We start from the raw sequence: 25,592 nt of genomic DNA, 5'->3' as shown, positions 1-25,592 counted from the left end.
AGCAACCGGTAGAATCTGTTACGGTAACGGAGTAAGATCCACTGGAAAGATTGTTAATCGAAGATGATGACTCACCCGTGCTCCAGCTAAAAGTGTAGGGGCATTTCCACCTGAAGCGCTCAGGTTAATGCTTCCACCATTGATCGAGGAGCAATTTGGATTTTGTGCGGTAGATTGAAATCTAATGTTTTGGATGGTAGTAACTTGAGCCTGTGTGATGGTTGAGTTGTTGTTGACATCAGTTACAGTGAGTGTATAATTTCCAGGAGCCAATTGCTGGATGTCGGAAGTGTTTGCCCCGTTGCTCCAAGCGTAGGTGTAGGGTGTGCATCCCCCTGAACGGTAGAAAGCAAATAACCATCGGTTCGGCCTTTACAGGAACCGCCGGAAGTTAGCGTAACTACAATTGGGGCAGGGTTCACATTAACATCGAAAGAACAGCTGGCCGTGTTACCAGACGCATCGGTAACGGTATAGGTTACAGCAGTTGTGCCCTTCGGGAAGGGAGAGCGTGCTCGGTGAGAACCCATAATGGAGGTAACACCGCAATTGTCAAATACATTGGGCTGTCCCCAGATAGCAAATGCAGTACAGCCGTCTGTTGATGCCTGAAAGGAAACGTTGGAAGGACAAGTAATGGTTGGTTTTTCTACATCGCGAACCACCACCATGAAATCACAGGTATCTTCATCACCACAAGCATTTAGTGCGGCAAAGGTTACCGTTGTCGTTCCCACCGGGAAAAGAGAACCACTTGGTAAACCGCCAATTTGGGTGATGACCGTTGTGTTGGAATTTCCATTGACCGAACATTGATCCGAAACGGTGGGCATTCCAAAATGGACAATGGCTCCACACTTTCCACTGTCGTTGTCCACAAAAACATTGGAGGGACAATCGATGACGAGGGGCAAGGATTCTGCAGCCAAAGGTTTGCTTCCCAATTGAAGCAAAAAGAGGCAGGCTAAAGCTAAGATCGTTCGTTTGAGTGTTTGGGCGTTTAGTGATATTCCGGCAGTAGCCGAATTTTTCCCGATTGATCCAGACATGATAATTTTTTTGTCGCGATGTTATGATTCTGAGTTACTCTCCTTCCTGTAAGGAAGGATCAAAAATAACCAAATGGATAGGGGAGGATGTGGTATTTGAACGATGGATCATGTCATGGGTCGATTCTTAATGGTAATTTGACCTCTCATCTTCAAGGCGTTGTGTTGGGATATTTATGCTAATTTTAAAGGGCTTTACGGAGCTGATTTGGCTCCAGTTTTCATCCTTTTTTATGCTTGGAAATCGCAGTTGGGACGAATGGATTCGGCAATATTCACTGAGTCATCAAAACCGGATAAATCGATTTTGCCATACCCTTGGAATTCCGCTTATCGTTCTTTCTCTGCTGGGACTGATTCCAGCCCTCATTTACCCTCATTTGTGGATGTGGGTATGGAGCCTTTTTGGAGCGGGTTGGGTTCTTCAATTTATTGGGCATGCCTTTGAAGGAAAACCACCGGAATTCTTTAGGGATTGGCGCTTTCTATTAGTGGGTTTGCGCTGGTGGTTTGCAAAAATTAGAGGGAAGGCATAACCTGGTTACAAAACCTTAGTTTTGCGCAAAATTCAGGTATGAGCGGATTTGCTGATTTTAAGATTTCAAACTCCCTTCTTCGAGCCATAGAAGAACTTGGTTTTGAGCAGCCTACACCTATTCAGAAAAAGTCATTTCCTCTGGTTATGTCAGGAAAGGATGTGGTAGGAATTGCCCAGACAGGAACCGGGAAAACGCTGGCCTACATGTTGCCCTTGTTGCAAGACTTGGGTTATTCCGAGCAAATTCACCCTCGTATATTGGTGTTAGTGCCCACCCGTGAGTTGGTTTTGCAGGTGGTCGAGAATATAGAATCTTATGCTCAGTATAAAACGGTTCGTGTATTGGGCGTTTTTGGTGGGGCAAATATTAACCAGCAAAGAAAAGCCTTGGCTGAAGGTGCGGATATCGTGGTGGCCACACCCGGTCGTTTGTATGATTTGGCCTTGAGTCGCTCCGTTAATTTGAAGACCATCAAAAAACTGGTTATCGACGAGGTGGACGTGATGCTTGACTTGGGTTTTCGTTTTCAATTGAACAACCTGTTTGAACTACTACCCGAAAAACGGCAAAATATCATGTACTCAGCCACCATGACAGAGGAAGTGGATATCTTGATTCACGATTTCTTCAAGCTGACCACAAAAATCTCCATTGCGGTGAGTGGAACCCCATTGGAAAACATCAAACAATCCTGTTATCCAGTTCCCAATTTCTACACGAAAATCAACTTGTTGATCCATCTCCTTCGGGATAAGGATCAATTTAATAAGGTGGTTATCTTTTTGTCGTCCAAAAAGTTAGCTGATCGTGTATTTGAAAAGTTGGAGGAAGTATTTGGCTCCGAGGTATGCGTTATTCACTCCAATAAATCCCAGAATTACCGGATTCGTTCCATTCGTCAATTTGATGAAGGTAGTAACCGCTTATTGGTGGCTACTGATGTGATGGCCCGTGGATTAGATTTAGATCGAATTAGCCATGTGATCAACTTTGATACTCCTGCTTTTCCGGAAAACTACATGCACCGCATTGGTAGAACGGGTAGGGCAGAACAGGAAGGAAATTCTATCCTGTTTTATACGCCCAAAGAAGAATCAGATAAATTGGGTATCGAGATTCTAATGGATTACGCCATTCCGGTTGTTGAATTTCCAGAAGACGTGGAGGTTTCGGAGCAGCTAATTCCTGAAGAGCGACCCAAGATTGCCGGAAAGGATCATTTTAGGAATGACAAGGCCGTTGAGCGCGGTCCTGCTTATCATGAAAAGAAGGATAAAAACAGGAAAGTAAACCTGGGTGGTACTCTCAAGCGTAAAAAAATGGCTAAGTACAAAAAGCCGAAGACACGGGGAGACAAAAACTTTAACCGTAGAAACAAACGAGGTAAATAATCAACGATGAAGTATGTTTTGAATGGCGAGCAAACCGACCGCCTGGATTTTAGATTGGTCAATGAAGATGACTTTGATACCTGGCTGCCGTTGTTTCAAGGAGATGCTATTCGTTTTCTGGGGTTAAACCCGGAGTTGAGCGCGGAGGAGCATGGAAGATATTGGTTCAACAAAGTTTTTCATCGCTACGAGAATGACCTGGGAGGAATGAACGCGTTGATTGAGCGCGAATCCGGAAAGTTGGTAGGGCAGTGCGGCTTGCTGGTTCAGGAGGTACAAGGCGATACACTTTTGGAAATTGGTTATTCTCTTTTGCCCGATTTTAGGGGAAAAGGATATGCCTTAGAAGCTGCTCAAAAATGCAAGGAAGAGGCTTTTAAGCGTAATTATGCCCAGGAGCTTATTTCCATTGTGGACATCAATAACCATCCCTCTGCACGGGTAGCTCAACGCAACGGTATGCAGATCGTGAGACCGCACATTATCTACAAAGACTGCGAGGTCAATATTTTTGGAATTGGCAGAGAAGAGTGGTTGTCCGCTCAGAAAGCGTAGGTAATTCGCCAGCGGATCGGATTGGTCCATTTGTCGAAGTTGCTTTCCGGTCTTCCGTCATCGTTGCGCTGATATTGCTCATATTGGTACCCGATGGCTGTTTCAAAACCCCAATGGTCGTTAACCCCATAAAATCCAACACCAGCTCCCATAAAGTATTTCTGCCAGGCCAGTTTTCCAGTCATCCAATACTGGGCTCGCTGATCCGTGTAGTCGCAAATTCCAAAATCGGTGCTTACCGTAGCGTAAGGTGAAAACCAGCTTCGTTTGATGTGGTACTTGATGTATGGACCTCCACTGGCATAGAAAATGTTGAAATCCCGTGCACCGGAATTGACATCAACTCCCACCTGAAGTTTGTGGAGTACAAAATACCCATATCGGAGGTATACTTGGGCTCCAAACGCATCGTCAGAGCTCATATCAGCATAAGAAAAACCAACTTGTTGTGTGCCTTTATCGAGTAATGAGGTTTTGACTTCCTGAGCGAATAAGTTGAAAGAAAGGAATAGGGCTAAGGTTAGAGCGGTAATGCATTTCATGGTCAGAATTTTTAGTCCTTACAATGATAGTAATTTCAATGCAATTGCCTATTTATTGAAGCGTGATAAGGCCACATTAGTAGGGGATTGTTGAATCCCAAATTCACGAGATTATCACTTCCCCATTTTTTTGTTAATTCAATTATAAGATATTGCTAATAAACGACTTATGAATTTTAAGTGGGAGTGATTTGTTACTTTTAATTCACCAAATTAATTCCTTAAATCTAAATTTTATGAGACGATTTCCCATAACCTTATTACTAACTGTTGCCGTATCAGCGCTTTGCGCTCAAATTCCCTCGGGTTACTACGATAGCGCAGACGGATTAACCGGATCAGCATTAAAGAATGAATTAAACGACATTATCGATAGCCACACTGAGTATCCCTACACTTCGAGTAGTACGGATGTATGGGATATTCTAAAAGCCGCCGATTATGATGAGTCGAATTCCAGCAATGTGGTTCTATTCTACACCGGTTGGAAAGTGAATGGTGCCCAGGAATACAACAGCGGATCCGGTTGGACTCGTGAGCACGTATGGGCCAAAAGCCGCGGAAACTTTGGAACCTCCAAAGGACCGGGAACAGATTGTCACGCTTTAAGACCCAGTGATGTGTCAGTTAACTCGGCCAGAAACAACCGTTGGTTTGATGACGGAGGTACAGAGTACATTGACAACTCGGGGTACTATGAAGGTACCGGCGCTACAGGGTGTTACCAGGGTAGCAATTGGACCTGGGAACCGAGAGATGAAGTAAAGGGTGATGTTGCCCGAGCCATTTTCTACATGGCGGTTCGATACGAGGGGAACGCTCGGGAGAGCCTGATCTGGAAGTGATTGATTATTTTCCTTCCAACAACAATACGCAGGATCCAGTGCATGCTAAACTTTCCACATTGCTTCAGTGGCACAACGACGATCCGGTGGATGCTTTTGAAGAGCGCCGTCACGACATCGTTCATGATTACCAGGGTAATCGCAATCCTTTCATCGATCACCCGGAGTGGGTTTGTGAGATTTGGGGAGGTACCTGCAGTACATCTACTTCTTCAGATGACTTGATCATTTCCGAATACATCGAAGGTTCTTCTTACAACAAGGCCATCGAAATTGCTAATCAAACAGGGGCTTCCGTTGATTTGTCTGACTATACTTTGAAGAAACAAACCAATGGTTCCGGATCCTGGAGTAGCGGTCTTAGTTTGAGCGGTACATTGGCTGATGGAGCCGTTTATGTAATTGCCCACAGTTCTGCCGGAACGACTCTTTCCAATGCGGCTGATTTGAGTACCAGTAACTCTGCCATGAGCTTTAATGGAAATGACCCTATAGGTTTGTTCAAGGATGGCGTTTTGATCGATATCGTGGGAACCTTTGATGGCGGTAGCAGCAATTTTGCCAAGGACGTTACCCTGGTTCGCAAAGACGGAATTACCGTAGGAAGCACGACGTACAGCTCCTCCGATTGGGACAGCTATTCACAAAACGAGTTCAGTTATATTGGGGCTCATGGAAGTTCTTCGGGTGGAAGTATTTCTGACCTGATCATTTCCGAGTACATCGAGGGATCTTCTTACAACAAGGCCTTAGAAATTGCGAACTTTACCGGATCATCCGTTAGCTTGTCCGATTATTCCTTAAAGAAGCAAACCAACGGCTCTGGGTCCTGGGGATCTGCACTTACCTTGAGCGGAACATTGAACGATGGGGAAGTCTATGTCATTGCGAATAACTCTGCCGGATCAACCCTTTCCAATGCAGCTGACCTAAGCACAAGTAACTCCGTGATGAGCTTTAATGGAAACGACCCAATTGGATTGTTTAAAAACAACGTTCTCATCGATGAAGTCGGCACATACAATGGTGGAAGCAGCAATTTTGCAAAAGATCTAACCCTGGTTCGAAACAGCACCGTTACCGATCCTAATTCCACCTACACTACAAGCGAATGGACAACCTACTCCAAAGATGATTTCTCTTACATCGGAAGCCATTCCACCAGCTCTAAGAGATCGATCGTATCGGCCATCAACGATAGGGTAGGTAGTGCGGTGACCTGGAGCGTATATCCCAATCCGTTTCAAGATCAGATCACAATCGAGTTTGAATCTTCCACCTCTGGAGAAATGGCAGAAGTAATTTTGGTTGATTTGGCCGGTCATCAACTCATGCAACAATCTGTGAATTTGAATCAGGCTAAGCCCTCTGTGAGATGGAATAACCTAGAAATGACGGAAGGCGTTTACTTGTTGCAGGTGAGAATTCAGGGAGAAACTCAGTTTTTTAAAGTAGTCAAACAATAAGCCCTCCTGCGGAATCAATCCGCCTTAAACTAAATCCCGTCTCTTCTTTGGTTTTAACTCATCGAGGAGCCGGGATTTTTCAATGAATAGGAAGAAAGGCTAAGGTTATTTTCCCATGTATTTCCTGATTCTATCCACCATAGGAGAAGGTGCATCGCTTTCTTCGTCAGGCATAAGTTGTCCTTCACTTTCCAAAAATTGGCGACCAATTCGATAGCCCAGTTCTCGGTAGGCTTCAAACTGCTTTTCATCAAAGAATTGATCTCCTGTGGACTCATCCGGAAATTCAGGATGAGCCATTTTATAACCTAACACATCAACCGGTAGATCAGGGATCATCGTAGTTTTCAAGTAAATCAATACCCCTTTTGTACCATCCGGGTAATGAATGGCAGCACGAGCAAAGCCACGATCAGCAATTTCGCATTTGGCATCTAAAGACCCACTCTCATGTTCTTTAGGAATCAGGTTCTCAAGAGCATTCTCGTCAAACACAATATCTAAACCAAAATCCACACGGATTTTTTCCATGGCATTGGTCAAGTCATCAAAAATGTAGTCAGGATCGGCACCGCCATCACTCACCACAATGAGCTTGAGTTTTCTACGGATCAATTCGTAAAGTCCCAGATTTTCGAAATGACCGCCATCCGATATTTCCAGAACCTCGTGCTTTTCGTGAAAACGGCTGGTAAAGGAGTTTAGAATCGATTGGATAAGGCTACTTTTTTTCCGAAAGTCCTTCAGGGATTGGTCCCCGCTTTCAGGGAGAGGGACATGCACACCCAATCTTAGATTAAGCATATTGAGCAACTGGGAAACCAAAAAGTTTCTGGTGGCACCTTCGCCGCCAACACCAGCATTTGGGTTAAGTGCCGCTCCGGACGCCGCCATGGCTGTTGCTAAAGACAAACCGTCAAATCCTTTTTCGATGCGGTAATCCTTCGTTTTTCTCCAACCGGTGGCATGGCTTCCACAAAACAGCGGAGATAGAATGTAGTTATCTCCACCACGGCCTCGATAGACCGGATTGTCCGAATCCTTGAGAATAACATTGGTATTGATCAGGTGGTAGGGGCGGGGCTGCTTTTGGCAAAAGGAGTGGAGGTAAGAATTATTGGCTTCCGTGGCCGGTTGCCATTGATTGGCCTTAATGGCTTCTGAGTTGGGCATAAATAGCTCCATCAATCGATCGCGGTACATGCGGTGGTGGCCAATGATATTGGTGTTGGACTTAGAACCTAAAAAATAACCCAGGGCCATGGGTATAAGAAAGAGGAACCAAAGGGAGCTGTTGTCCGATGCGACCCAATAGCAGAGCAACAGCACTCCATAGAGTATCAGGGCGACAGCCAAGTAGACCATAAGGCCGGAATACCAGGAGGGCGATTCCTCGGATTGGTCACTTTTCAGGTATTTTAAATAACCCAATCCAGCTCCTGAAGTTATCATAGCAGGGATGGCTTCCTTTAAATAATTCAGGGTGTGTGGGAGTGAAGCCAATAGGCCAATCACGATCATTATCGTCCATAGCCGGCCTTGGCTGATTTGAGACTTAATGTATTTAATATAGGATTGGCTTTCTGCTTGATCCGAATCTGATTGCTGCGAATACTTATACAAACCATCGGATCGAAAAATGTGATAGATGTAAGACAATGCCGTTAAAAGTCCAACTGCCCCAAGTATCCATAGCATAAAGCTATCCTGATTAAGCATGCTTAATCCCGAGGAATCCAGAAAACGGCGTACCGGGCTCCATGTAAATAGAGTTTCCATTCCCCCAAACAGGAGCATCATAACACCGGTGATGATCAGAAAGTAGATAAAAAGAGAAATGAACATACCCCGAATGGCGATGGCTGCAAGGGATAAGGCATTCAAGCCAACTCCTGGCGTTAGGTAGTTGCCGTGCTGCCGGATGTAGTTTAGCACCGCATTACGGTTTACCTTGTCCGTGGCTTGTTGCTTGTTTTGCGCACCTACTTTTTTGGCTCCAAATGGAAATCCCTCGGGTGTGCAGTCGGCTTGTTTTACGCCAGGTGCTCCTTTTTGCAAGTACCAGGTAAGGGAAGAGCCGATGTATCCACCGCCAGAAACGGTTGACAGGTAGTCAAACACCGTAAACATGTTTTTGGCCACGAAAGCCTGCATAACGCCCAATCCAAACGATGCCGAACGAATTCCACCACCGCTTATGGCAAATCCGGATAAAGGACGGTTTTCTGATGAGTTTGAATGATTAATGTGGGACCTTTCCTGATCGAATAGTTCTTGCCACTCTTCAGGTTTAACGTAGGGAGACTCCTGCAAGGGAAGTCCAGCTTCCGAATCGCTCATAAGGAAATGCTTAATTTAAGTTTAGCCGAAAGGCAAACCTAATTTAAGCAAATCCCTTGAAAATAGGTTGTTTAGGCGTTTTTCTTAGGTAAGTTGAAGCCCTGTTTGATACCCTACCAAATTGAGCGGACGGGCAGTGCAAGCGGGGCATTGTATTATGCATGTGACTGAAGTTAAGCGCTTAGCTTAATAATTGGAGAACAGAATTTCACCCACTCCTTGGCCGATTTTACTACCACAAGTTGCCGTCCATGAAATGGTCAAATTCTCAGGACATCCGTTGCAACTCGATAAGTTTGGAAAATGAACCGATGAAGGATGGTTGCCATAGGGTTGTGCGTAGCCATAAACAGGGCAACGAATACAAGTAGGATTGATCGCAGGAGCAAGTTCTGTACTCAAGGGACAAGAACGTGTAGGTAGTGTTGGGCTTTGTGGCACGGATACAATTTCTGCAAAAGAGTATTCAATAAAAGGAGACGCAATAGGCGTTACTATTATTTGACTGTATGGGCCTACAAGTACCGTTTGGGGATGATAAGTGCAATTTGAAGCCGAATCTTCGCCATGAAGGTGCACGCTAAAATAGCAACCCGTTGTGTTGTTCAGGATGACCCGATCGCCCTGACCCAGAGCAGGAAGAGAAAGTAGGAAAATAGCAAGCAACAAGAGGCTGTATTTCATCTGTTGAAGAGTTATCATAGTGGTTATTTTTAGGATTACAGGTCAAATGTAGCCGGGCTCCCTTTTCACTATTCTAACATTTCATAGCTCCCTCATTTTATTTCATAGCTGCGATTAACCCTCTCTTTTTTGTAGAGGGTTCTTTTCAAAACGTGGGAATGATAGGTTGTTTAGGACTTCTCCTTGGGCAGATTTAACCCGTGAGACTCCAACAACTCGCCCAGTTCATCATAATCCTTCAGCACCTGTTTGTAGATCCAGGTATAGTGGTGGTTGCTCCAATGATCCATAACGGCTTTGGCTCGCTCTTGTCCTAATTCCCGAATCAGAATTTCATATTCCAGGTAATTGACCACCAAATGTAGGTGAGTGCCATACTCTGACCCGCCACCTTCTGGAAGTTTGATGGGTACCTTGGGATAGCGCTTTTTAATCTCTTCCATGACCTCTTCCGAAACCTCGTTTTTGTGCAATGTATACCAGTGCATTTGCTCATGTACAAAGGTGGATAGAATAAGGTCTGGAGCACTGTCTCGGGTAGTCATGGTTAGCACCGGATGACTATGAGGAATGGTACTGTCTTGAATGAGTATTTCTTTGGTGTAGAGGTAGGGTTCCAGATCATATTCCTTCAACAATTTTTCTAACCTGACTTTGGTGTCGAGTTCTGTTGCGGTCTGTGATTTTGTTTTTATTACAATAGGCTGGTCCTTAGGTGGTTTTGGTTGATCATATAAACTGATTCTTTCTTCGTTTTTTGAGAGCCAAAAAGGAGTAGGGTCAAGATGTTCTGTGTACATAAATCCACGAATAGTATCGCCTGTCCTCAAGGCTGAAAATTGAGCCGGTCCTGAGCGGAAATCCACCGAAAACCATACGGAATCATTCTTTTCTTTTACCGTATGCAAATCGAGAGGAATGGGAATCAAATCTGGCATCAAAAAGATTCCCGTGCTTTGTTCAAAATCAAAGCTCAGTTCTATCTTGTTATCTCCCTTTTTTTCGAGGTGTAGTATTCCTTTCCAGGCATCTTCCCCGGGCATTTTTCTTTCTGAACAACCCACTAAGATCAGCAGGCTGGCTAACAAGGCTAAGTATGTTTTTTTCATTATTCTATTCGTTCAAATGTATCTTCAATTAAAGGGTGACTGCTAACGATTCCCGATTGAATCAACTCCTGAAGTTGAATTTCAATCGTCGTGTTGTTTTGGTGTTTTTTATACTGAATTTCTTCTTCCCAACTCGAGAACACGATCCATTCACGGGTGAGCGGGTTTCTAAAAACTAAATGTTCCTGGCATCCCTCGGCGAGGAGTGCTTGAGGGATGGTTTCCAGGAGCATTTGTTTTAACCTATTCTCATGCTCGGGAGCGCAGGAAAAACATTTCGTTACCAGGTAGGGAGATGCCACCGTTTTGAGCGTGACATCCGTGCTGCGGTGCGTGGGGTGGATAGGAAGTAACATGGCGCAAAAATGCCGGTATAGCAGCAGTTCAGCGTTCGGATTTATAAATTCGAACCTCTTTTCAGGACTTTTTTAAAAATTGAGAAGGGGTTAATCCAGTTTGCTTCTTAAAAGCCGTGTTAAAGGACGACTTGCTGTTGTATCCCACTTCATAGGCAATACCAATAATAGAGTAGTGGGAGAACTCGGGATCCAGTGCCTTTTTCTTGAATTCTTCGATTCGGTATTGATTCAAAAGCTCTGAAAAACTTTGCTTCAATTGGGTGTTGATTAACCGAGAAAGAACATGGGGCTGAGTATTCAATCTTTCAGCCAAGGATGACAATTTGATATCCGGATCGGTAAAGATTTTTTCCTTTTCAAAAAGCACATTCAACTTTTCCATCAATAGGTCCTTGGTTCCGGGTTGAATTTTGAGGGTGGCATAGCGAGTATCAAATCCCGGCAACACGGTTTGATTGTGAAGCAAGGTTTGGTAGCCAATCAGGTAAATGATGAGCGATAGAATCGTGGTAATGATAAAGTTCCCATCAGCAGAATACTTGCCGGTAACAAGCATCATAAAGGTGGCGCCAACTAAAATCAAGGCTATTATGGAAAATGCAATAGACATTTTGTGAATCCATTTTCCCCGTTCGGCCAGGGAAACCTGATAGTTGTCCGCATCTTGCTGCTCAGAATCGGTCAATACTCTTCGGGATAAATGCAGATAAAACAACAAGTGAGAAGCGTAGAAGATAAAACGAAGGATCCAAGGCCAACTCACAGGCATTTCACCGGCCATAAATACATCCACCATTTGCCGCATTTCTTCCTCGTTTAAGGCCGAGTCTTGGATGATTAAGCCCGACAAAACCAATAAATAAGGAAGGCCATGGAGCAAATGCCTGGTATGAAAGGTAAAAGAAGGTTTAACAATGGATTGAACGTAAAGGTAAATTAAGGGGCCTATTAATAGAATCATGCCCATGGCAAAGCCTGCTACACCGGGTATACTCTGATACAGATAACTGGCGTACCAAAGGTTGTTGATGTGGATTAGAAACAGGACAAACAATAAACCAAGAAGCAGGCTCAAAGCTCTCTTGTTGGTAGTAGGTCGAAGAGCAAACATGGCACCCAGAAAAACAGATTGAGACAGGGACGCTACCAGGATAACCGACCAGAGGTTGAGGCTCATGAGGCGAATTTACTGCCTTCCGCTCAAAACCGGAAAACATATTTTAAAAATGTATCTTGATGAATCCCTAAAACGGTGAATGTTAAGATGAATTAAAACTGATTTTTATCATCCGGTTCACACTTGCCTTCCAAATTGGACTTACCGATCTTTGTGAAGCAACGTTCAAAATGAACGGGAACATAATAACACAAATAGCTATGAACAAAATAGGATTAGACCCCACTCAAGCCGAAGAATTGGCAGATAAACTCAATGACCTACTGGCAAACTATCAGGTGTTTTACATGAATGTAAGAGGATTTCACTGGAACATCCGAGGAGAAAAGTTTTTTGAACTTCATGTCAAGTTTGAAGAACTCTACAACGATCTGTTGCTGAAGGTGGACGAATTAGCCGAACGGGTGTTGACCATTGGTAAGTCGCCCGTACATGCTTTTACCGATTACCTGGAGGTATCCGAAATCAAAGAAGTAAAGAATACCAGTGATGGAAATGCCTGCGTGCAATCTCTACTGGATAGTTTTGAAATCCTAATTCGCAAGCAACGTCAATTGCTCGATTTGAGCGACGAAGCCAATGATGAAGGTACCAACGCTTTAATGAGCGATTACATCCGCGAACAGGAAAAAACCGTTTGGATGTACAGTGCCTTTTTGGGCTGATTGAACACTGAATGTTGAATTCTGAATTCTGAATTTCGAAATGGGTCCCGCTCGGAGAAAGATGGATCATGAGATTGAGAATTCAGAATTCGAAATTCAAAATTGAAAAAGAACTTCTACTTTTGTAGGGATTTGAAATTCAAGAAGGTAATAGTGTCCCTTTTTCTGCTCTTGACCTATTCGATGGGTTTTGCGCATTATTTAGTGCCTCATTCTCACGAGGAAGCAGGGGAGCATACCCACCACCATCATTTGGATTTGGACAACCACAATGAAGATGAGTTTCATGTTCACCATGACGATCATGTAGATGCCAGCCTTTATGATTGGTTAGTCTGCTTGGTTACTGACATGGAGCACCCGGAAGACGATTGCTCCAATGAGCCTTCCGAATTGACCAGTCCGCTCACACTGACTCAAAAGGTGCAGAAGAAGATTGAGCTAATTTCTACCCTTTACGTGATTCTTGAGCTCCCCGTAGCGGAGTGTGAAGAACCCGTAAACACAGCCTATTTTACGCCTGAATATCAGGTCCCCCCTTTACTTCGAAGTTTCCTTCGAGGCCCTCCTTCAGTACTTGCCTAATGAACGGGTAGATCCAGGATCTGCCGTGGTCCGTGCTTAGCGCGGAGTAAACCCTTTATTTCATTTTTTAAGTACATCATCATGATTGATCGGATCATATCCTTTTCTATTCATCATAAATTAATGGTTGGGCTGATGACCCTGGCCATGGTGGTTGGCGGTATTTGGAGCCTGTCGCAAATTCCTCTCGATGCCGTACCCGACATCACCAATAATCAGGTGCAGATTATTACTCAAGCACCCAATCTCGGAACCGAGGACATGGAGCAATTCGTGACCTATCCCGTAGAAATTTCTATGTCTAACCTTCCCGGAGTGACCGAAATTCGCTCTGTTTCCAGGTTTGGATTATCCCTGGTTACCATTGTCTTTGAAGACGATATGGGGACCTATTTACCCCGGCAACTTGTAGCTGAAAAACTCAATGAGGTTCGAAAAAACATTCCGGAAGGGTTTGGAGAGCCTATGATGGGACCCATTTCCACTGGGCTGGGAGAAATCTACCAATACACGCTGGAAGTTGATTCAGCACATGAAAACAATTACACCGCTCAGGAATTAAGGGTTATCCAGGATTGGATTATCCGTCGGCAAATGGCGATGGTACCAGGAGTGGTTGAGGTCAATGGTTTCGGAGGAAACATTCGTCAATACGAAGTTGCTATATCTCCAGATCGCTTGAATGCTATGGGATTAACCATAACTCAGGTTTATGAGGCCCTACAAAAGAACAACCAAAACACCGGAGCCGCTTATATTGAAAAAGATCACTACGCCAATTTTATTCGGGGCGAGGGGTTAGCTCGGAATATTAGGGATATTGAAAAATCCGTGGTAATCAATCAAAACGGTATTCCAGTGACCATTGGCGATATTGCCACAGTTCAATACGGTCAGGCTATCCGATATGGAGCTTTTACCAAGGATGGCAAAGGTGAAGCGGTAGGGGGAATGATCCTAATGCTCAAGGGATCCAACTCCAATAATGTAATTGCGGCCGTTAAAGAAAGGGTAGAGGAAATTCAGAAATCCCTACCTGAAGGAGTCCGAATTGAGCCGTTTTTGGACCGTAGCAAGCTAATTGGAAAAACGACAGAAACGGTCAGCCGGAATTTGTTGGAAGGAGCACTTATTGTTTTGTTCGTGCTGGTATTCCTTCTGGGCAATTGGCGCGGAGGATTAATTGTAGCTTCTACCATTCCGCTTTCCTTGTTGTTTGCCTTTATCCTGATGCACTTTTTTGGTGTTTGGGCCAATTTGATGAGCCTGGGTGCCATTGACTTTGGAATAATCGTGGATGGGGCGGTGATCATTGTGGAAAGTGTGGTTTTTGTTCTTTCCAAAAGGGTGCTTGAGGGTAAGCAACTCGGCTCCAAAGAAAGGGATGAAGTTGCACAAAAAACCTCCAGTAAAATGATGAACGCCGCGTTCTTTGGTCAGCTAATCATTCTACTTGTTTTTATTCCCATTTTGGCGCTGGAAGGCATTGAAGGAAAGATGTTTAGGCCAATGGCACTTACCTTTATGTTTGCCATGATTGGGGTAATGGTTCTTTGCCTGACCTATGTACCCATGATGTCGGCCTGGTTGCTTCGCGTCAACCCCCATCGTAAATACTGGGGCGATCGGTTGGTCAAATACCTGGAAAATGCCTATCAACCTGTATTAAAAGGAATGCTTAAGCGGGGTGGTGCGGTTCTTTCCGGGGCAGTTTTACTCTTGGCCCTGGCAGGTTTTACCTTCTTTCGATTAGGTGGAGAGTTCATTCCTCAGTTGGATGAAGGTGATATTGCGTTTCACGCCATTCTAAAGCCTGGAAGTTCTTTAACGGAAACAGTGGAAACCACCACCCGAATTGAAAAAATGGTCAAGGATCGCTTTCCTGAGGTAAAGCATATCATGAGCCGAATTGGGGTAGCAGAAGTTCCTACTGATCCCATGCCGATGGACATAGCCGACATATTCGTTATTCTTCATCCTCAAGAAACGTGGACAACGGTGAAAAGCAAGGCCGAACTGATCCGTGAAATGAAGAAAACCGTTCAGGTGATTCCAGGAATCAATTTTGAATTCTCACAACCGATCGAAATGCGGTTTAATGAGTTGATTACCGGTGTGCGTGAAGATGTGGCTGTTAAGCTATTTGGAGATGACCTGACCATTCTCGCGGAAAAGGCTGAGGAAATGGGACAAATCATCGCTTCCGTAGAAGGGGTGGGTGATATGAAGGTGGAATCTACCAAAGGCTTGCCTCAAATGACGATTCATTATAACCGCCAGAAATTGGCTCAGTATGGACTCAGTATCGAGGATGTGAATCAGGTGGTGGAGGCCGCTTTTGCTGGTAGAAAAGCAGGTGTGATTTTCGAAGGTGAAAAGCGATTTGACTTAGTAGTCCGCCTCGCCAATCGCCATCGAAAGAGTATAAATGACCTCAAGCAGTTGTTTGTTTACCTGCCCAATGGCAATCAAATTCCACTAAAAGAAATTGCAGATATACATTACGAACCCGGGCCGATGCAGATTAGTCGAGACAACACCAATCGCCGGACTTATGTGGGGATCAACGTACGTGGACGAGATGTTCAATCCATGGTTCAGGAAATTCAGGAAAAACTGGATGCGGAGTTGGATCTCCCACCTGGTTACTACATCCGATACGGTGGAGCTTTCGAAAACCTGGAACGGGCCTCTCAGCGAATGCAAGTGTTGGTTCCATTAGCGCTTGGGCTCATTTTTCTGTTGCTATTCATCGCCTTAAAATCCATTAAACAAACACTTATGATTTTCATGGCCATCCCTTTAGCAGCTCTGGGAGGAGTATTTTCACTTTGGCTGAGAGATATGCCCTTTAGCATATCCGCTGGTGTGGGTTTTATAGTGCTCTTCGGTGTTGCCGTGCTTAATGGCTTGGTATTAATCACTAGCTGGAATGAGCTGAAAAAGGATGCCTCGCTAAGCCTTAACGATCGAATTCTCATAGGAGCAAAACGCAGAATTCGTCCAATTTTACTCACAGCCCTGACGGATATTTTGGGATTTCTACCCATGGCCATTTCCACCTCAGCAGGAGCGGAGGTTCAGCAACCCTTGGCTACCGTGGTCATTGGGGGTATGATCAGCGCTACCTTGTTGACCTTGTTTGTTTTACCCATTCTTTATCGATGGATTGAGAAGGGGAGTAGTCCGAAATTATCACCCGTTGTGGCTGGCGTAGCTTTGATATTAGGTGCCTTCCTATTCGTTCCCAATACTATGAACGCTCAGGAAAATGAGCCCATCACCCGTTTGGATCAAGCTTTGAAAATTGCGTTGCAGAACAATGGTTTTGTTCGCGTAGCCCGTTCTCAAGTAGAATGGCAGGAGCAACAGAAAAAGGCGGCTGTAGATCCAGGAAAAACCTGGGTTGAGGTTCAATATGGTCAATACAATAGTTTTGAAAATGACTTGGGGGTTACCATCAGTCAACAGTTGGAATTTCCCACCGTGTATACTGCACAAAACAAGTTAGCCAAAGAACAGGTGAGAGGTAGCCAATGGGAACAGGCTATCACTGAAAATCAGCTTCGACAAAGGGTTCGCCGCTCTTGGTATCAACTGAGCTACCTGCAAGAAAGACGAGAGCTCTTGAATTACCAGGACTCGCTCTACCAGCGATTTCTATGGGCAGCTCGTTTGCGGTACGAAACCGAGGCAAGTACCTATTTGGAATTGGCCGCTGCCGAAACCCAGGTCATGGAGGTGCAAAACGCTTTGCGACTTACCGAAGCTGATCTTTCCATCCAGGAACAAGAGTTGCGTGTCTTGCTCAACGATAGCGTACCTCGATCTTTTAATCCGGATCAAATACCGAATCGAACCCTGGCCGTTTTTAAGGATAGCAACAACTTGAACAAAAACCCTCAATTGGCTCTGGTTCAGCAGCAAATAGAAATTGCTCGTGCTGAAAAAGCGGTATACAATGCTCAAATGCTGCCCGATTTGAAAGTGGGCTATTTCAACGTTTCCATGACCGGAAATCCCACAGCGGATGGGGGTATTGCCAGCTCTTCGGATCGTTTTTCCGGGGTTCAGGCAGGAATTGCTGTTCCGCTGTTTTTTGGCTCCTACAAAGCCGATATTAAATCGGCCAAGATAAAGGGCGAAATGGCTGAAATTCAGGCCGATTATTACCAAACGGCGCTACAAGGATTATACAATCAGCAAGTACAGGAAGTTCTCAAGTTTCAGAGCAGTATGGAGTACTATGAAAACAAGGCAGTACCTCAAGCAGAACTGATTATCGACAACGCTCAAAAGAGCTTTGAAAACGGCGCCATTGGCTACGTAGAATATTTCCAGAACCTGGATAGGGCTTTGGAATTGAAAATGGATTACCTAAAAACACAAAATGGTTACAACCAGTCAATTATAGATTTAGAATACTTGGTTGGACAATAACATATTTCCCATGAAAACATTGAAATCACTATATATTCTCGTTCTGAGCATTTCCGTTCTTTCCTGCCAATATCAGGGGCATGATCATGGCCATGATCATGAAGAGGAACACGGCCATGAACACGGTACGCATTCAGATGTAATTTTCCTCACTGAGCAGCAATTTGAAACCATGGAAATGAAAGTGGATACGCTGCCCATTCGAAATTTACAATCTTATGTACAGGCTAACGGGCGTTTGGAAGTGCCTCCTCAAAATGAAGCTGCTGTTACGGCTATTATTGGCGCCAATATCTTTAGTATTCAGGTTATTGAAGGTGATCCCGTTAAAAAAGGACAGGTGTTGGCCTACCTAAGTCATCCTGATCTTATTCGTATGCAAACGGATTATGTTGGACACTGGAATCAATTGAATTACCTCGAAAAGGAATACAACAGGCAAAAGCGCCTCTACGATGAAAAGGTAGGGTCAGGAAAAGATTTCCAGAAGACTCAGGCCGATTATCAATCCAAGAAAGGGCTGGTTAAAGGTTTTGAAGCTCAGTTGCGGCAAATGGGTCTAGACATTGAAAGATTGCGCCAAAGCGATATTTACGAGCAAGTTCCAGTCATTAGCCCTATCGATGGGCATATTCGCTTGGTAGAGGTGAAAACTGGACAGTACGTTCAGGCCCATGAAGAGATGTTTGAAATTGTAAACATCGAGCACATCCATGCCGACCTTATGGTTTTTGAAAAAGACATGCATCTGGTGAAAGAAGGGCAAAAGGTGAAAATCAAGTTGGAGTCCTATGAAGGTCTTGAACTTGATGCAACGATTTATTCCGTTGGAAAGGCCTTTGAAGAAGATCCCAAGGCCATTCACTTGCATGCCGACATTGAAAACAAACAAGGTCATTTAATTCCTGGAACCTACGTAAGTGGCCGAATTCTCGTTGACGATAATCCCAGCTTAGCTCTACCCGAAGAAGCCTTGGTAAGAGAAGGGGACAAGTACTACCTGTTTATGGCCAAATACCAAAAAGAACGCTGGGCTTTCAAAGCAATTGAAGTGAAAACCGGAATTACAGATGCCGGCTGGACTGAGGTAAAACTCTATAAACCCTTAAAGCCAGGCACTCAAATAGCTTTGAACAACGCCTACTATCTATTGGCAGACTGGAAGAAAGAAGAAGCGGAGCATTCGCATTGATATGATTGCTGAGTATATAAGGCAACTGCCTTATTGATAGTTGATTATCGATATCCAAACTTTGTGATAAAATCATAAGATCATGAAGAATTGGATACAACGCATTCAGTTGGCAGCACTGGTAATGGTGTTTGCTTGGATAGCTTCAGGCTGTAGCAAAGAGAAAATTGGTCCTGGAAAACTGAAGGGTAAAACCTACACCGTACAAGATGTGGCGGTTTATGAAGGAACCAATTACGCGACCTGGAAAAATACCCATGAGGGCGGAACCATGGACGGCGGATTAAACGTGACTTCAAGCGAAGGTTTTATGGCCTTTTCGGACGATGGAATTGCGGATTTCAATATAACCGTAACGATTACTGGATCTGATGGGCAAGCATCAAACTATCAGCATGTTAATGCTGGAGGTAGCCTGGTTATGGATGGAAGACAAGATTGGTTTGATATTGACGGCGGTACTTTGGGCTATGAGCAATATTTTATTCAGGAGAGAAAAGGGAAGGAGCTCATCGTCGTTTGGGAAAACCTACATGGACAATATGGCGAGGTGTTCTTCTTTAAGGTAAAACGATAAAAAAGTTTTTTGATCGATGTAAGTTTCACTTAATGAGCTTTTTGTAACTTAAGTGCAACGAACGGGTGACGAGCAGAAAGAAAATTTTAACTAAGCAGTGTCCAAGTTTTAGTAATCTGTTCGTCACAGGTACAGAAACGCTTAAAACCCAATAGCTATGAACAAGTACATCGTCATTTATCACGCACCTGCCGAAGCCATGGAAATGATGGCCGACGCCACACCTGAACAAAAAGCCGAAGGCATGAAGCCTTGGATGGCCTGGGCCGAAAAATGTGGTGATCAACTCATCGATTTGGGGTCTCCCTTGGTAGGTGGATTGAAATTGTCGCCAGATGGATCTGCGGCCCCAAGCCAAAAAGAGGTTACCGGTTACTCCATTCTACAGGCTGAAAGCATGGACGGTGCCAAAGCCTTACTCGAGGGGCATCCTCACTTGGCGTGGACCGGAGGATGTGATATCGAAGTTCACGAATGTGTCCCTTTGATGTAAAATCTGAAGATTCTAAAAAGCAAAAGCTCGGATCGAAGGATCTGGGCTTTTTTTATGCGCTAATTATTCATCAACGTCTTTTCATTTTTTTTCCATACTACGTATGGAAGCTGGTTCATTGAAAAAAAGCATTTGGTTTTTCCAAAAAAATGTTTCTCATTTGCACTCATATTGTTGAATCTCCTCATATCGCAAAGGAGGACGCTTATGTTCGATTTGAATACCATAGCATTCCGTTGATCAGGTTTTAAAGAACCAGGTTCTTACCTTATACACCTGATCCTCCGATCGGGTTTTTTTGTGCCCAATCGGAACCCCTAATCATTTATTTTATTATTTAAATTACTGATTATCAGTAATTAATATTCTTGGTCCATTGATTTGGTTCCAGGAGAAATTTAAGGCTATGGGCCATTCTAAAATTAGAGGAAAGGATCTGGAGCGGATTCGATATCACTCGGATAGATCCAAAAGTTTAGCCATTGAAATTTTAGGCAAACACTTTAAGCGTTCCACCAAAAAAGAGAAGCTATTTCTACTTCAAGACGTTCTTTCAAATCCAACAAAATACCTGGACGATCCCATCTGGTCTCGTTTAGCAGAAGAATTTGCTGAACCGGAATTGGAAACTCCTCAAGCTCAATCGTATGAGCTGAGGGATGAACCAAAATCCTATCGGGTTTATGGCAAAAAGTTTATCGATCAAATGACCCTTCGGCAAATGGATCAGGCGATGAGTCTACCCGTGGCTGAAAAGGGTGCCCTAATGCCCGATGCGCATGTAGGCTATGGACTTCCAGTGGGCGGAGTATTGGCTACTCGTAATGCGGTTATACCTTACGGTGTAGGCTTGGATATAGGCTGTCGAATGTGTATGACAGTATACGATGTTCCGGCTAATATGCTTACCGGTCAGCGCCATGCTTTCAAAAACGCACTTACCAAGCACACCCATTTTGGAATTGGTAAAACCCAGTTTTCAAGAAGGGATCACGAGGTATTTGATCGCACTGAATTTCAGGACTTAGAACCTCTTCGCCATCTCAAGGACAAGGCCTACCGTCAGATTGGAACTTCCGGATCGGGAAACCATTTCGTGGAGTTTGGTCGGGTAGAAATTAGCCAAGAGGGAACCTTGGGAATACCTCCGGGTGAATACTTGGGAATTCTTTCTCATTCCGGTTCAAGGGGTTTTGGGGCGAGCATTGCTCAGTACTATACTCAGTTGGCACGTGATCTCTGTCATTTGCCGAAAACGGTTCAGCACCTGGCGTGGCTGGACCTGGATACGGAGCCGGGACAGGAATACTGGTTGGCGATGAATCTGGCCGGTGATTATGCCAGAGCTTGTCACGACGTGATTCACCTGAACCTCTCTCGAGAATTGGGACTAAGGCCAATGACCAAGGTAGAGAATCACCACAACTTCGCCTGGAAGGAGGAGCAACAAAATGGAGAATCATTCGTGGTTCACCGAAAAGGGGCGACACCAGCTCAAAACGGAACCTTGGGAATTATCCCCGGTTCTATGACGGCACCAGGATACATCGTTTCAGGAAAAGGAGTTTCGGAGGCTTTACAGTCAGCCTCTCATGGGGCAGGAAGAGCGATGAGCAGATCCAAGGCCCGATCGAGTTTTACCCGAAGTGACATGAAGAAAATGCTGAACGGATTGGGTATTCAATTGATCGGAGGTGGAGTGGACGAAGCTCCAAAAGCATACAAGGACTTGGAAGTAGTAATGAAACAACAAGAAGAATTGGTTCGCGTGGAGGGGAAGTTTTACCCCAAAATCGTACGAATGGATAAAGGATGAAATCATGGAAAAGTACCTACAAATAACCTCGGGTAGAGGGCCTGCCGAATGCTGTTGGGTGGTTGCCCAAGTGCTCAAGTTTCTGCTTCAGGATTGGAGAGGGAAGGGGCTTGACTGCCAGGTGGTTCACTCGGAGAAGGGACCCGAAAATGGGACTTTGTTCTCGGCCTTGATCGCCGTGAAGGTGAAACCCGAACAATTGGTTTGGATTCGAGAGTGGGAAGGTTCTGTTCTCTGGATAGGTCAAAGTCGATATCGACGCCACCACAAACGCAAAAATTGGTTTATCGGAATCAAGATGCTTGAACCGCCTTCGGAAGAAGCCTTACGAGATCGAGATATTGAGTATCAGGCCATAAGAAGTGGAGGTCCTGGAGGACAACATGTCAACAAGGTGAGCACGGCTATTCGAGCCAAACACTTGCCTTCCGGCATTTCGGTAGTGGTATCCGAACACCGATCACAATGGCAGAATAAAAAGCTGGCAAGACAAAGACTGGAGGCAGAATGGCTTCGAGTGCGTCAAGAAGAATTAAGAATTAAAACAAGTGCCGATTGGCAAAATCATAACGAATTACAACGTGGAAATCCTGTTAAAATATTTACTGGAATGGACTTTCGGGAAAAGCGTAAGCCAGTACCCGGAAGCAAAGGCAATCGGGCGAGGAAAGACCCGCACAAAGATCGTCGGAAGAACAAAGGGTTAGGAAAAAGAGAGGCTGACTGGACATGAAACCTATGCATGAAAAAGGACGTCGGAAAAAACAAGTCATGAAATGGCGAAAAGAACAAGTTCGCCTGAACTGGGAATACCGCAAATTGGGCTACGAGCCCTTGGAAAACCCGGTTCGCCATGGCTGGTTCAAGTTTTTGGTTCTTCGTGATGATATTGCCCGGCGAGCGGATGCCACCATTTTTCAGGAAATTTTGGACAAATGTGGATACCGCATTTGGGCCGCCAATAAACCTTTGCTGCACCAGTATTGGGAGGAGTATCCGATGAAAAATCGGAACTTTTTGTACCCCGGAATTAGAAAGATCAGTCCAAAGACCTATCGGTTGCTCTCGGAAGAAGCCCAAAAGTGGTTTCGAAAAACGGTTCAGAGTTGGAGCCCATGGATAGGGTATCGCTATCAGTATCATTTACTGGTACCGCTCTATTTCTTTCGGCCTAAAATGGAGCGAGCTTACATCACACACCGAAAGGTGATTGATTCTGACTTAGACCGTCGATCGGATGAAATTGAACGACTGATGCTTCGGCCTGAGTATTATGACCTAAGCAATTACAACTACAAATCCTGGTGGTGCCACGAAGCCCATCAAGGACGGAAGGAGCGTAAACACTCCAAAAGAATACTAAAGAATTACAACGAATGGGATTACGACCGGCACTGCCGCTCCTGATTCTAACACAAACTCAATGACACAAGCAGATCAATATTATTTACAGGCCAAAGAGGATTACCCCTACAATTTGGAAGAATCGCTGGAAAACCTTGAACGAGCCTTAAGGATGGAAGAGGGGCATCCTGGAGCTTTGTACCTTATGGGACGCTTGAGGTATGAACAACTTCAGGATTCTCAGGGAGCGGAAGATTATTACCGCAGAGCCTTGCAGGAAAACCCCGATTATTGGTTGGTAGGTTATCACCTTGCCCGGTTATTGATTAGGCAAGGTCGTTTTCATCAGGGGGAGCAATGGGTGAGTAAAACATTGAGCCACCCCGAGTCACGCAAAGATTGGCTGTATCAACTCCGTGCTTTAATAAATGAAAAGAAACGAGCCTACGATCAAGCCTTGCACTGGCTGAGGGAGGCACAACTTGAAACCACAGATTCCGATTATTTAGAATCACTGCAAAGCGATGCAGAGCGGATTCAAGAGAAAATGCTTCTGGTAAAAAAGGTGAAATATGTATGCGTATGAACAGCCGGTAAAATCAATTTCGGCTAATTTCGAAAGCCATGAATCAGGGTTATCAAATACGTTTGGCAGAAGAGGGTGATGCCGATGGTATTTTGGACATTTACCGTCCATTTGTTCTCAACAATGCCGTAACCTTTGAAAACGAGGTTCCTACTTCGGCCGAAATAGCCCAAAGGGTTAAAGTTGTCCTGCAAAAGCACCTTTGGTTGGTTTGTCTGTGGAAAGGTAAGGTGATTGCCTATGTTTACACGGCAACTTTTCGGCAGCGTATAGCTTATCAATGGGTGGCTGAAAGTTCCATCTACTTACACGAAGATTTTCGTGGTAGAGGCATTGGTCGGATATTGTACCATGCTCTGATTGCCTTATCTACGATGCAGGGATACAAGCGTTTATACGGCGTTATGACCGCGCCCAATGCTGGAAGTAAAGCTCTTCACGAAAGTCTTGGTTTTGAATCTTTTGCCACCTTCAAAGATGCTGGTTTTAAGCTGGGTTCCTGGCATAGCACCGAATGGTTTGAGCTGGTACTGGATGAGAGCCGAAGTGAACCCGAAGAGATTCGAGCGATTCAAGGCATTCTTAAAACAGAGGTTGGCCAAGAGATTCTCGAAATGGCTGAGGAAACCCTAAACCTATATGATCGATGAAAACACAAAAAGATAAATTCTCCTTAGATGCCGGTGTCACTTACCTGAACAATGCCTATTTCGCCCCTTCGCTAATTCGCTGCCAAGAGGTGGGGAAGCATTCCATTGAGCGCATCGGTAATCCCTGGCAAATAGGGAAGGACGATTTCTTTGAACCTGTTCGGATGCTTCGGGAGAAGTTTTCGGAGTTTATTGGTAATTCCGATCCGGATCGAATTGCTCTTATTCCTTCCGCTTCCTATGGCTTGTCTAATGCAGCGGCTCAAATCAAATTGAAGCCATCGGAGAACGTAGTAGTGGCTGATGGTCAGTTTCCCAGCAACATCTATCCCTGGATGCGTATTACCCAGGAGGCCGGTGCGGAACTCCGCAAGGTAGCAGCGCCTGAAGGAATTAACAAGGGAGAGAATTGGAACCAGGCATTGCTCGATGCCATTGATGAACATACCCGTGTGGTTTCGGTGGCACCTTTAATGTGGTCCGACGGTACATTGTTTGACTTAAAAGCACTTCGAGACAAATCGCGTAAAAACGATGCGTTATTGATTGTGGATGGATCTCAATGGATTGGGGCTCAACCTTTTTCCATAGCCGAAATTCAACCCGATGCTCTGATAACGGCGGGTTACAAGTGGTTGCTTGGTCCTTACGGATTAGGATTGGCCTACTACGGTGAGTATTTTGATAAAGGAATCCCGATTGAGGACAATTGGATTACCAGAAAGGGGTCTGATGACTTTAGAAATTTGATCAATTACAGCGGGGAACTTCGTCCCAAAGGACAGCGTTATTCGGTTGGTGAGCATGCTTCGTTGATTCATCTTCCCATGTTGGCCGAATCTTTAAGCCAGGTGATGGAGTGGGGTGTTGATCAGCTTTCCGCTTATACCTCAGAAATGGCTGAACAGGCGGTTGAACTCTTGTCCGATCTGGGGAATTTTGAAGATCAGAAATACTGGGCCAGCCATCTCTTTGGCTTTACCTTACCCGATCATATCGATCCGGATCAACTCAAGGCTCGTCTGGATGACCAACGTGTTTATATCTCCATGCGAGGCCGTGCACTGAGGTTGTCTATTAATGTATTTAACGACCGAGATGATTTGCTTAAACTCAGAGATGCCCTTGCGGCTGAATTCTGAAACGTGATTACTTAGTCTCGCTATTCAAAGTTCAACATGGGAAATT

General features: G+C 44.7%; 23 protein-coding genes and 2 pseudogenes. 17 read left to right on the top strand and 8 right to left on the bottom strand.

What is annotated here, in order from left to right:
* Positions 1–18: 18 nt before the first annotated feature.
* Both KFE98_18510 and KFE98_18505 read right to left on the bottom strand, forming a co-directional pair.
* Entirely contained in the window at positions 19–273 is a 255-nt protein-coding gene (locus KFE98_18510) for a hypothetical protein (GenBank protein ID UTW61978.1), read from the bottom strand.
* Positions 243–1,049 carry an HYR domain-containing protein gene (locus KFE98_18505; protein ID UTW61977.1) on the bottom strand — a complete coding sequence of 269 codons (807 nt, stop codon included), beginning with the start codon at positions 1,047–1,049 and terminating at the stop codon, positions 243–245. The genes KFE98_18510 and KFE98_18505 overlap by 31 nt, the downstream gene beginning before the upstream one ends.
* A gap of 233 nt (positions 1,050–1,282) precedes the next feature.
* Between KFE98_18505 and KFE98_18500 the strand changes: the two genes are divergently transcribed.
* From KFE98_18500 to KFE98_18490, 3 genes are read left to right on the top strand one after another with little or no spacing between them, the layout of a single operon-like run.
* Entirely contained in the window at positions 1,283–1,585 is a 303-nt protein-coding gene (locus KFE98_18500; GenBank protein UTW64744.1) for a DUF962 domain-containing protein, read from the top strand.
* A gap of 38 nt (positions 1,586–1,623) precedes the next feature.
* On the top strand, positions 1,624–2,979 hold the full coding sequence (locus tag KFE98_18495) for a DEAD/DEAH box helicase (protein ID UTW61976.1): 1,356 nt from the start codon (positions 1,624–1,626) through the stop codon (positions 2,977–2,979).
* 6 nt (positions 2,980–2,985) lie between these two features.
* Complete coding sequence (locus KFE98_18490) at positions 2,986–3,534, top strand: GNAT family N-acetyltransferase (protein ID UTW61975.1); 549 nt, start codon at positions 2,986–2,988, stop codon at positions 3,532–3,534.
* Here the strand turns inward: KFE98_18490 and KFE98_18485 are convergent.
* Positions 3,522–4,076 carry a hypothetical protein gene (locus tag KFE98_18485; protein ID UTW61974.1) on the bottom strand — a complete coding sequence of 185 codons (555 nt, stop codon included), beginning with the start codon at positions 4,074–4,076 and terminating at the stop codon, positions 3,522–3,524. The two genes, KFE98_18490 and KFE98_18485, sit on opposite strands and share 13 nt — an antisense overlap.
* 236 nt (positions 4,077–4,312) lie before the next feature.
* Here KFE98_18485 and KFE98_18480 point away from each other — a divergent pair.
* Positions 4,313–5,106: pseudogene (locus tag KFE98_18480) on the top strand (endonuclease).
* A gap of 282 nt (positions 5,107–5,388) precedes the next feature.
* A pseudogene (locus KFE98_18475) lies at positions 5,389–5,940 on the top strand (lamin tail domain-containing protein).
* A gap of 552 nt (positions 5,941–6,492) precedes the next feature.
* Here the strand turns inward: KFE98_18475 and KFE98_18470 are convergent.
* The 5 genes from KFE98_18470 to KFE98_18450 form a co-directional block, all read right to left on the bottom strand.
* On the bottom strand, positions 6,493–8,727 hold the full coding sequence (locus KFE98_18470) for a patatin-like phospholipase family protein (GenBank protein UTW61973.1): 2,235 nt from the start codon (positions 8,725–8,727) through the stop codon (positions 6,493–6,495).
* Between the two features lie 186 nt (positions 8,728–8,913).
* A complete protein-coding gene (locus tag KFE98_18465; GenBank protein ID UTW61972.1) occupies positions 8,914–9,429 on the bottom strand; it encodes a hypothetical protein in 516 nt (171 codons plus the stop codon).
* Between the two features lie 152 nt (positions 9,430–9,581).
* Entirely contained in the window at positions 9,582–10,520 is a 939-nt protein-coding gene (locus tag KFE98_18460) for a hypothetical protein (protein ID UTW61971.1), read from the bottom strand.
* Positions 10,520–10,876: a hypothetical protein gene (locus KFE98_18455; protein UTW61970.1), complete on the bottom strand. Its 357-nt coding sequence runs from the start codon at positions 10,874–10,876 to the stop codon at positions 10,520–10,522. Before KFE98_18455 ends, KFE98_18460 begins: the two co-directional genes overlap by 1 nt.
* 61 nt (positions 10,877–10,937) lie before the next feature.
* Positions 10,938–12,056, bottom strand: coding sequence for an AraC family transcriptional regulator (locus KFE98_18450; GenBank protein UTW61969.1), 1,119 nt, complete (start codon positions 12,054–12,056; stop codon positions 10,938–10,940).
* A 200-nt stretch (positions 12,057–12,256) separates the two neighbouring features.
* On the opposite strand from KFE98_18450, the gene KFE98_18445 reads away from it, so the two are divergent.
* From KFE98_18445 to KFE98_18390, 12 genes are all read left to right on the top strand, one after another.
* Positions 12,257–12,721 (top strand): DNA starvation/stationary phase protection protein, encoded by a 465-nt coding sequence (locus KFE98_18445; GenBank protein UTW61968.1) that lies wholly within the window; start codon positions 12,257–12,259, stop codon positions 12,719–12,721.
* Positions 12,722–12,853: 132 nt separating this feature from the next.
* Positions 12,854–13,306 (top strand): hypothetical protein, encoded by a 453-nt coding sequence (locus KFE98_18440; GenBank protein ID UTW61967.1) that lies wholly within the window; start codon positions 12,854–12,856, stop codon positions 13,304–13,306.
* A gap of 81 nt (positions 13,307–13,387) precedes the next feature.
* A complete protein-coding gene (locus tag KFE98_18435; GenBank protein UTW61966.1) occupies positions 13,388–17,746 on the top strand; it encodes a CusA/CzcA family heavy metal efflux RND transporter in 4,359 nt (1,452 codons plus the stop codon).
* A gap of 10 nt (positions 17,747–17,756) precedes the next feature.
* Positions 17,757–18,938 (top strand): efflux RND transporter periplasmic adaptor subunit, encoded by a 1,182-nt coding sequence (locus KFE98_18430; protein UTW61965.1) that lies wholly within the window; start codon positions 17,757–17,759, stop codon positions 18,936–18,938.
* A gap of 82 nt (positions 18,939–19,020) precedes the next feature.
* Entirely contained in the window at positions 19,021–19,515 is a 495-nt protein-coding gene (locus KFE98_18425) for a hypothetical protein (GenBank protein UTW61964.1), read from the top strand.
* Positions 19,516–19,672: 157 nt separating this feature from the next.
* Positions 19,673–20,008 carry a hypothetical protein gene (locus KFE98_18420; protein UTW61963.1) on the top strand — a complete coding sequence of 112 codons (336 nt, stop codon included), beginning with the start codon at positions 19,673–19,675 and terminating at the stop codon, positions 20,006–20,008.
* Positions 20,009–20,414: 406 nt separating this feature from the next.
* Positions 20,415–21,824 (top strand): RtcB family protein, encoded by a 1,410-nt coding sequence (locus tag KFE98_18415; GenBank protein ID UTW61962.1) that lies wholly within the window; start codon positions 20,415–20,417, stop codon positions 21,822–21,824.
* Between the two features lie 4 nt (positions 21,825–21,828).
* A complete protein-coding gene (locus KFE98_18410) occupies positions 21,829–22,557 on the top strand; it encodes a peptide chain release factor H (GenBank protein UTW61961.1) in 729 nt (242 codons plus the stop codon).
* Positions 22,558–22,595: 38 nt separating this feature from the next.
* Positions 22,596–23,231, top strand: coding sequence for a hypothetical protein (locus KFE98_18405; protein UTW61960.1), 636 nt, complete (start codon positions 22,596–22,598; stop codon positions 23,229–23,231).
* A gap of 16 nt (positions 23,232–23,247) precedes the next feature.
* Complete coding sequence (locus KFE98_18400; protein ID UTW61959.1) at positions 23,248–23,754, top strand: tetratricopeptide repeat protein; 507 nt, start codon at positions 23,248–23,250, stop codon at positions 23,752–23,754.
* A gap of 38 nt (positions 23,755–23,792) precedes the next feature.
* Positions 23,793–24,404, top strand: a complete 612-nt coding sequence (locus KFE98_18395; protein ID UTW61958.1) for an N-acetyltransferase — start codon at positions 23,793–23,795, stop codon at positions 24,402–24,404.
* Complete coding sequence (locus KFE98_18390; GenBank protein UTW61957.1) at positions 24,401–25,546, top strand: aminotransferase class V-fold PLP-dependent enzyme; 1,146 nt, start codon at positions 24,401–24,403, stop codon at positions 25,544–25,546. The genes KFE98_18395 and KFE98_18390 overlap by 4 nt, the downstream gene beginning before the upstream one ends.
* The last annotated feature ends 46 nt before the right edge of the window (positions 25,547–25,592 follow it).

Source organism: bacterium SCSIO 12741, from assembly GCA_024398055.1.
Taxonomy (GTDB): Bacteria; Bacteroidota; Bacteroidia; order Flavobacteriales_G; family Salibacteraceae; genus SCSIO-12741.
This window is presented reverse-complemented; position numbering and strand designations above follow the sequence as displayed.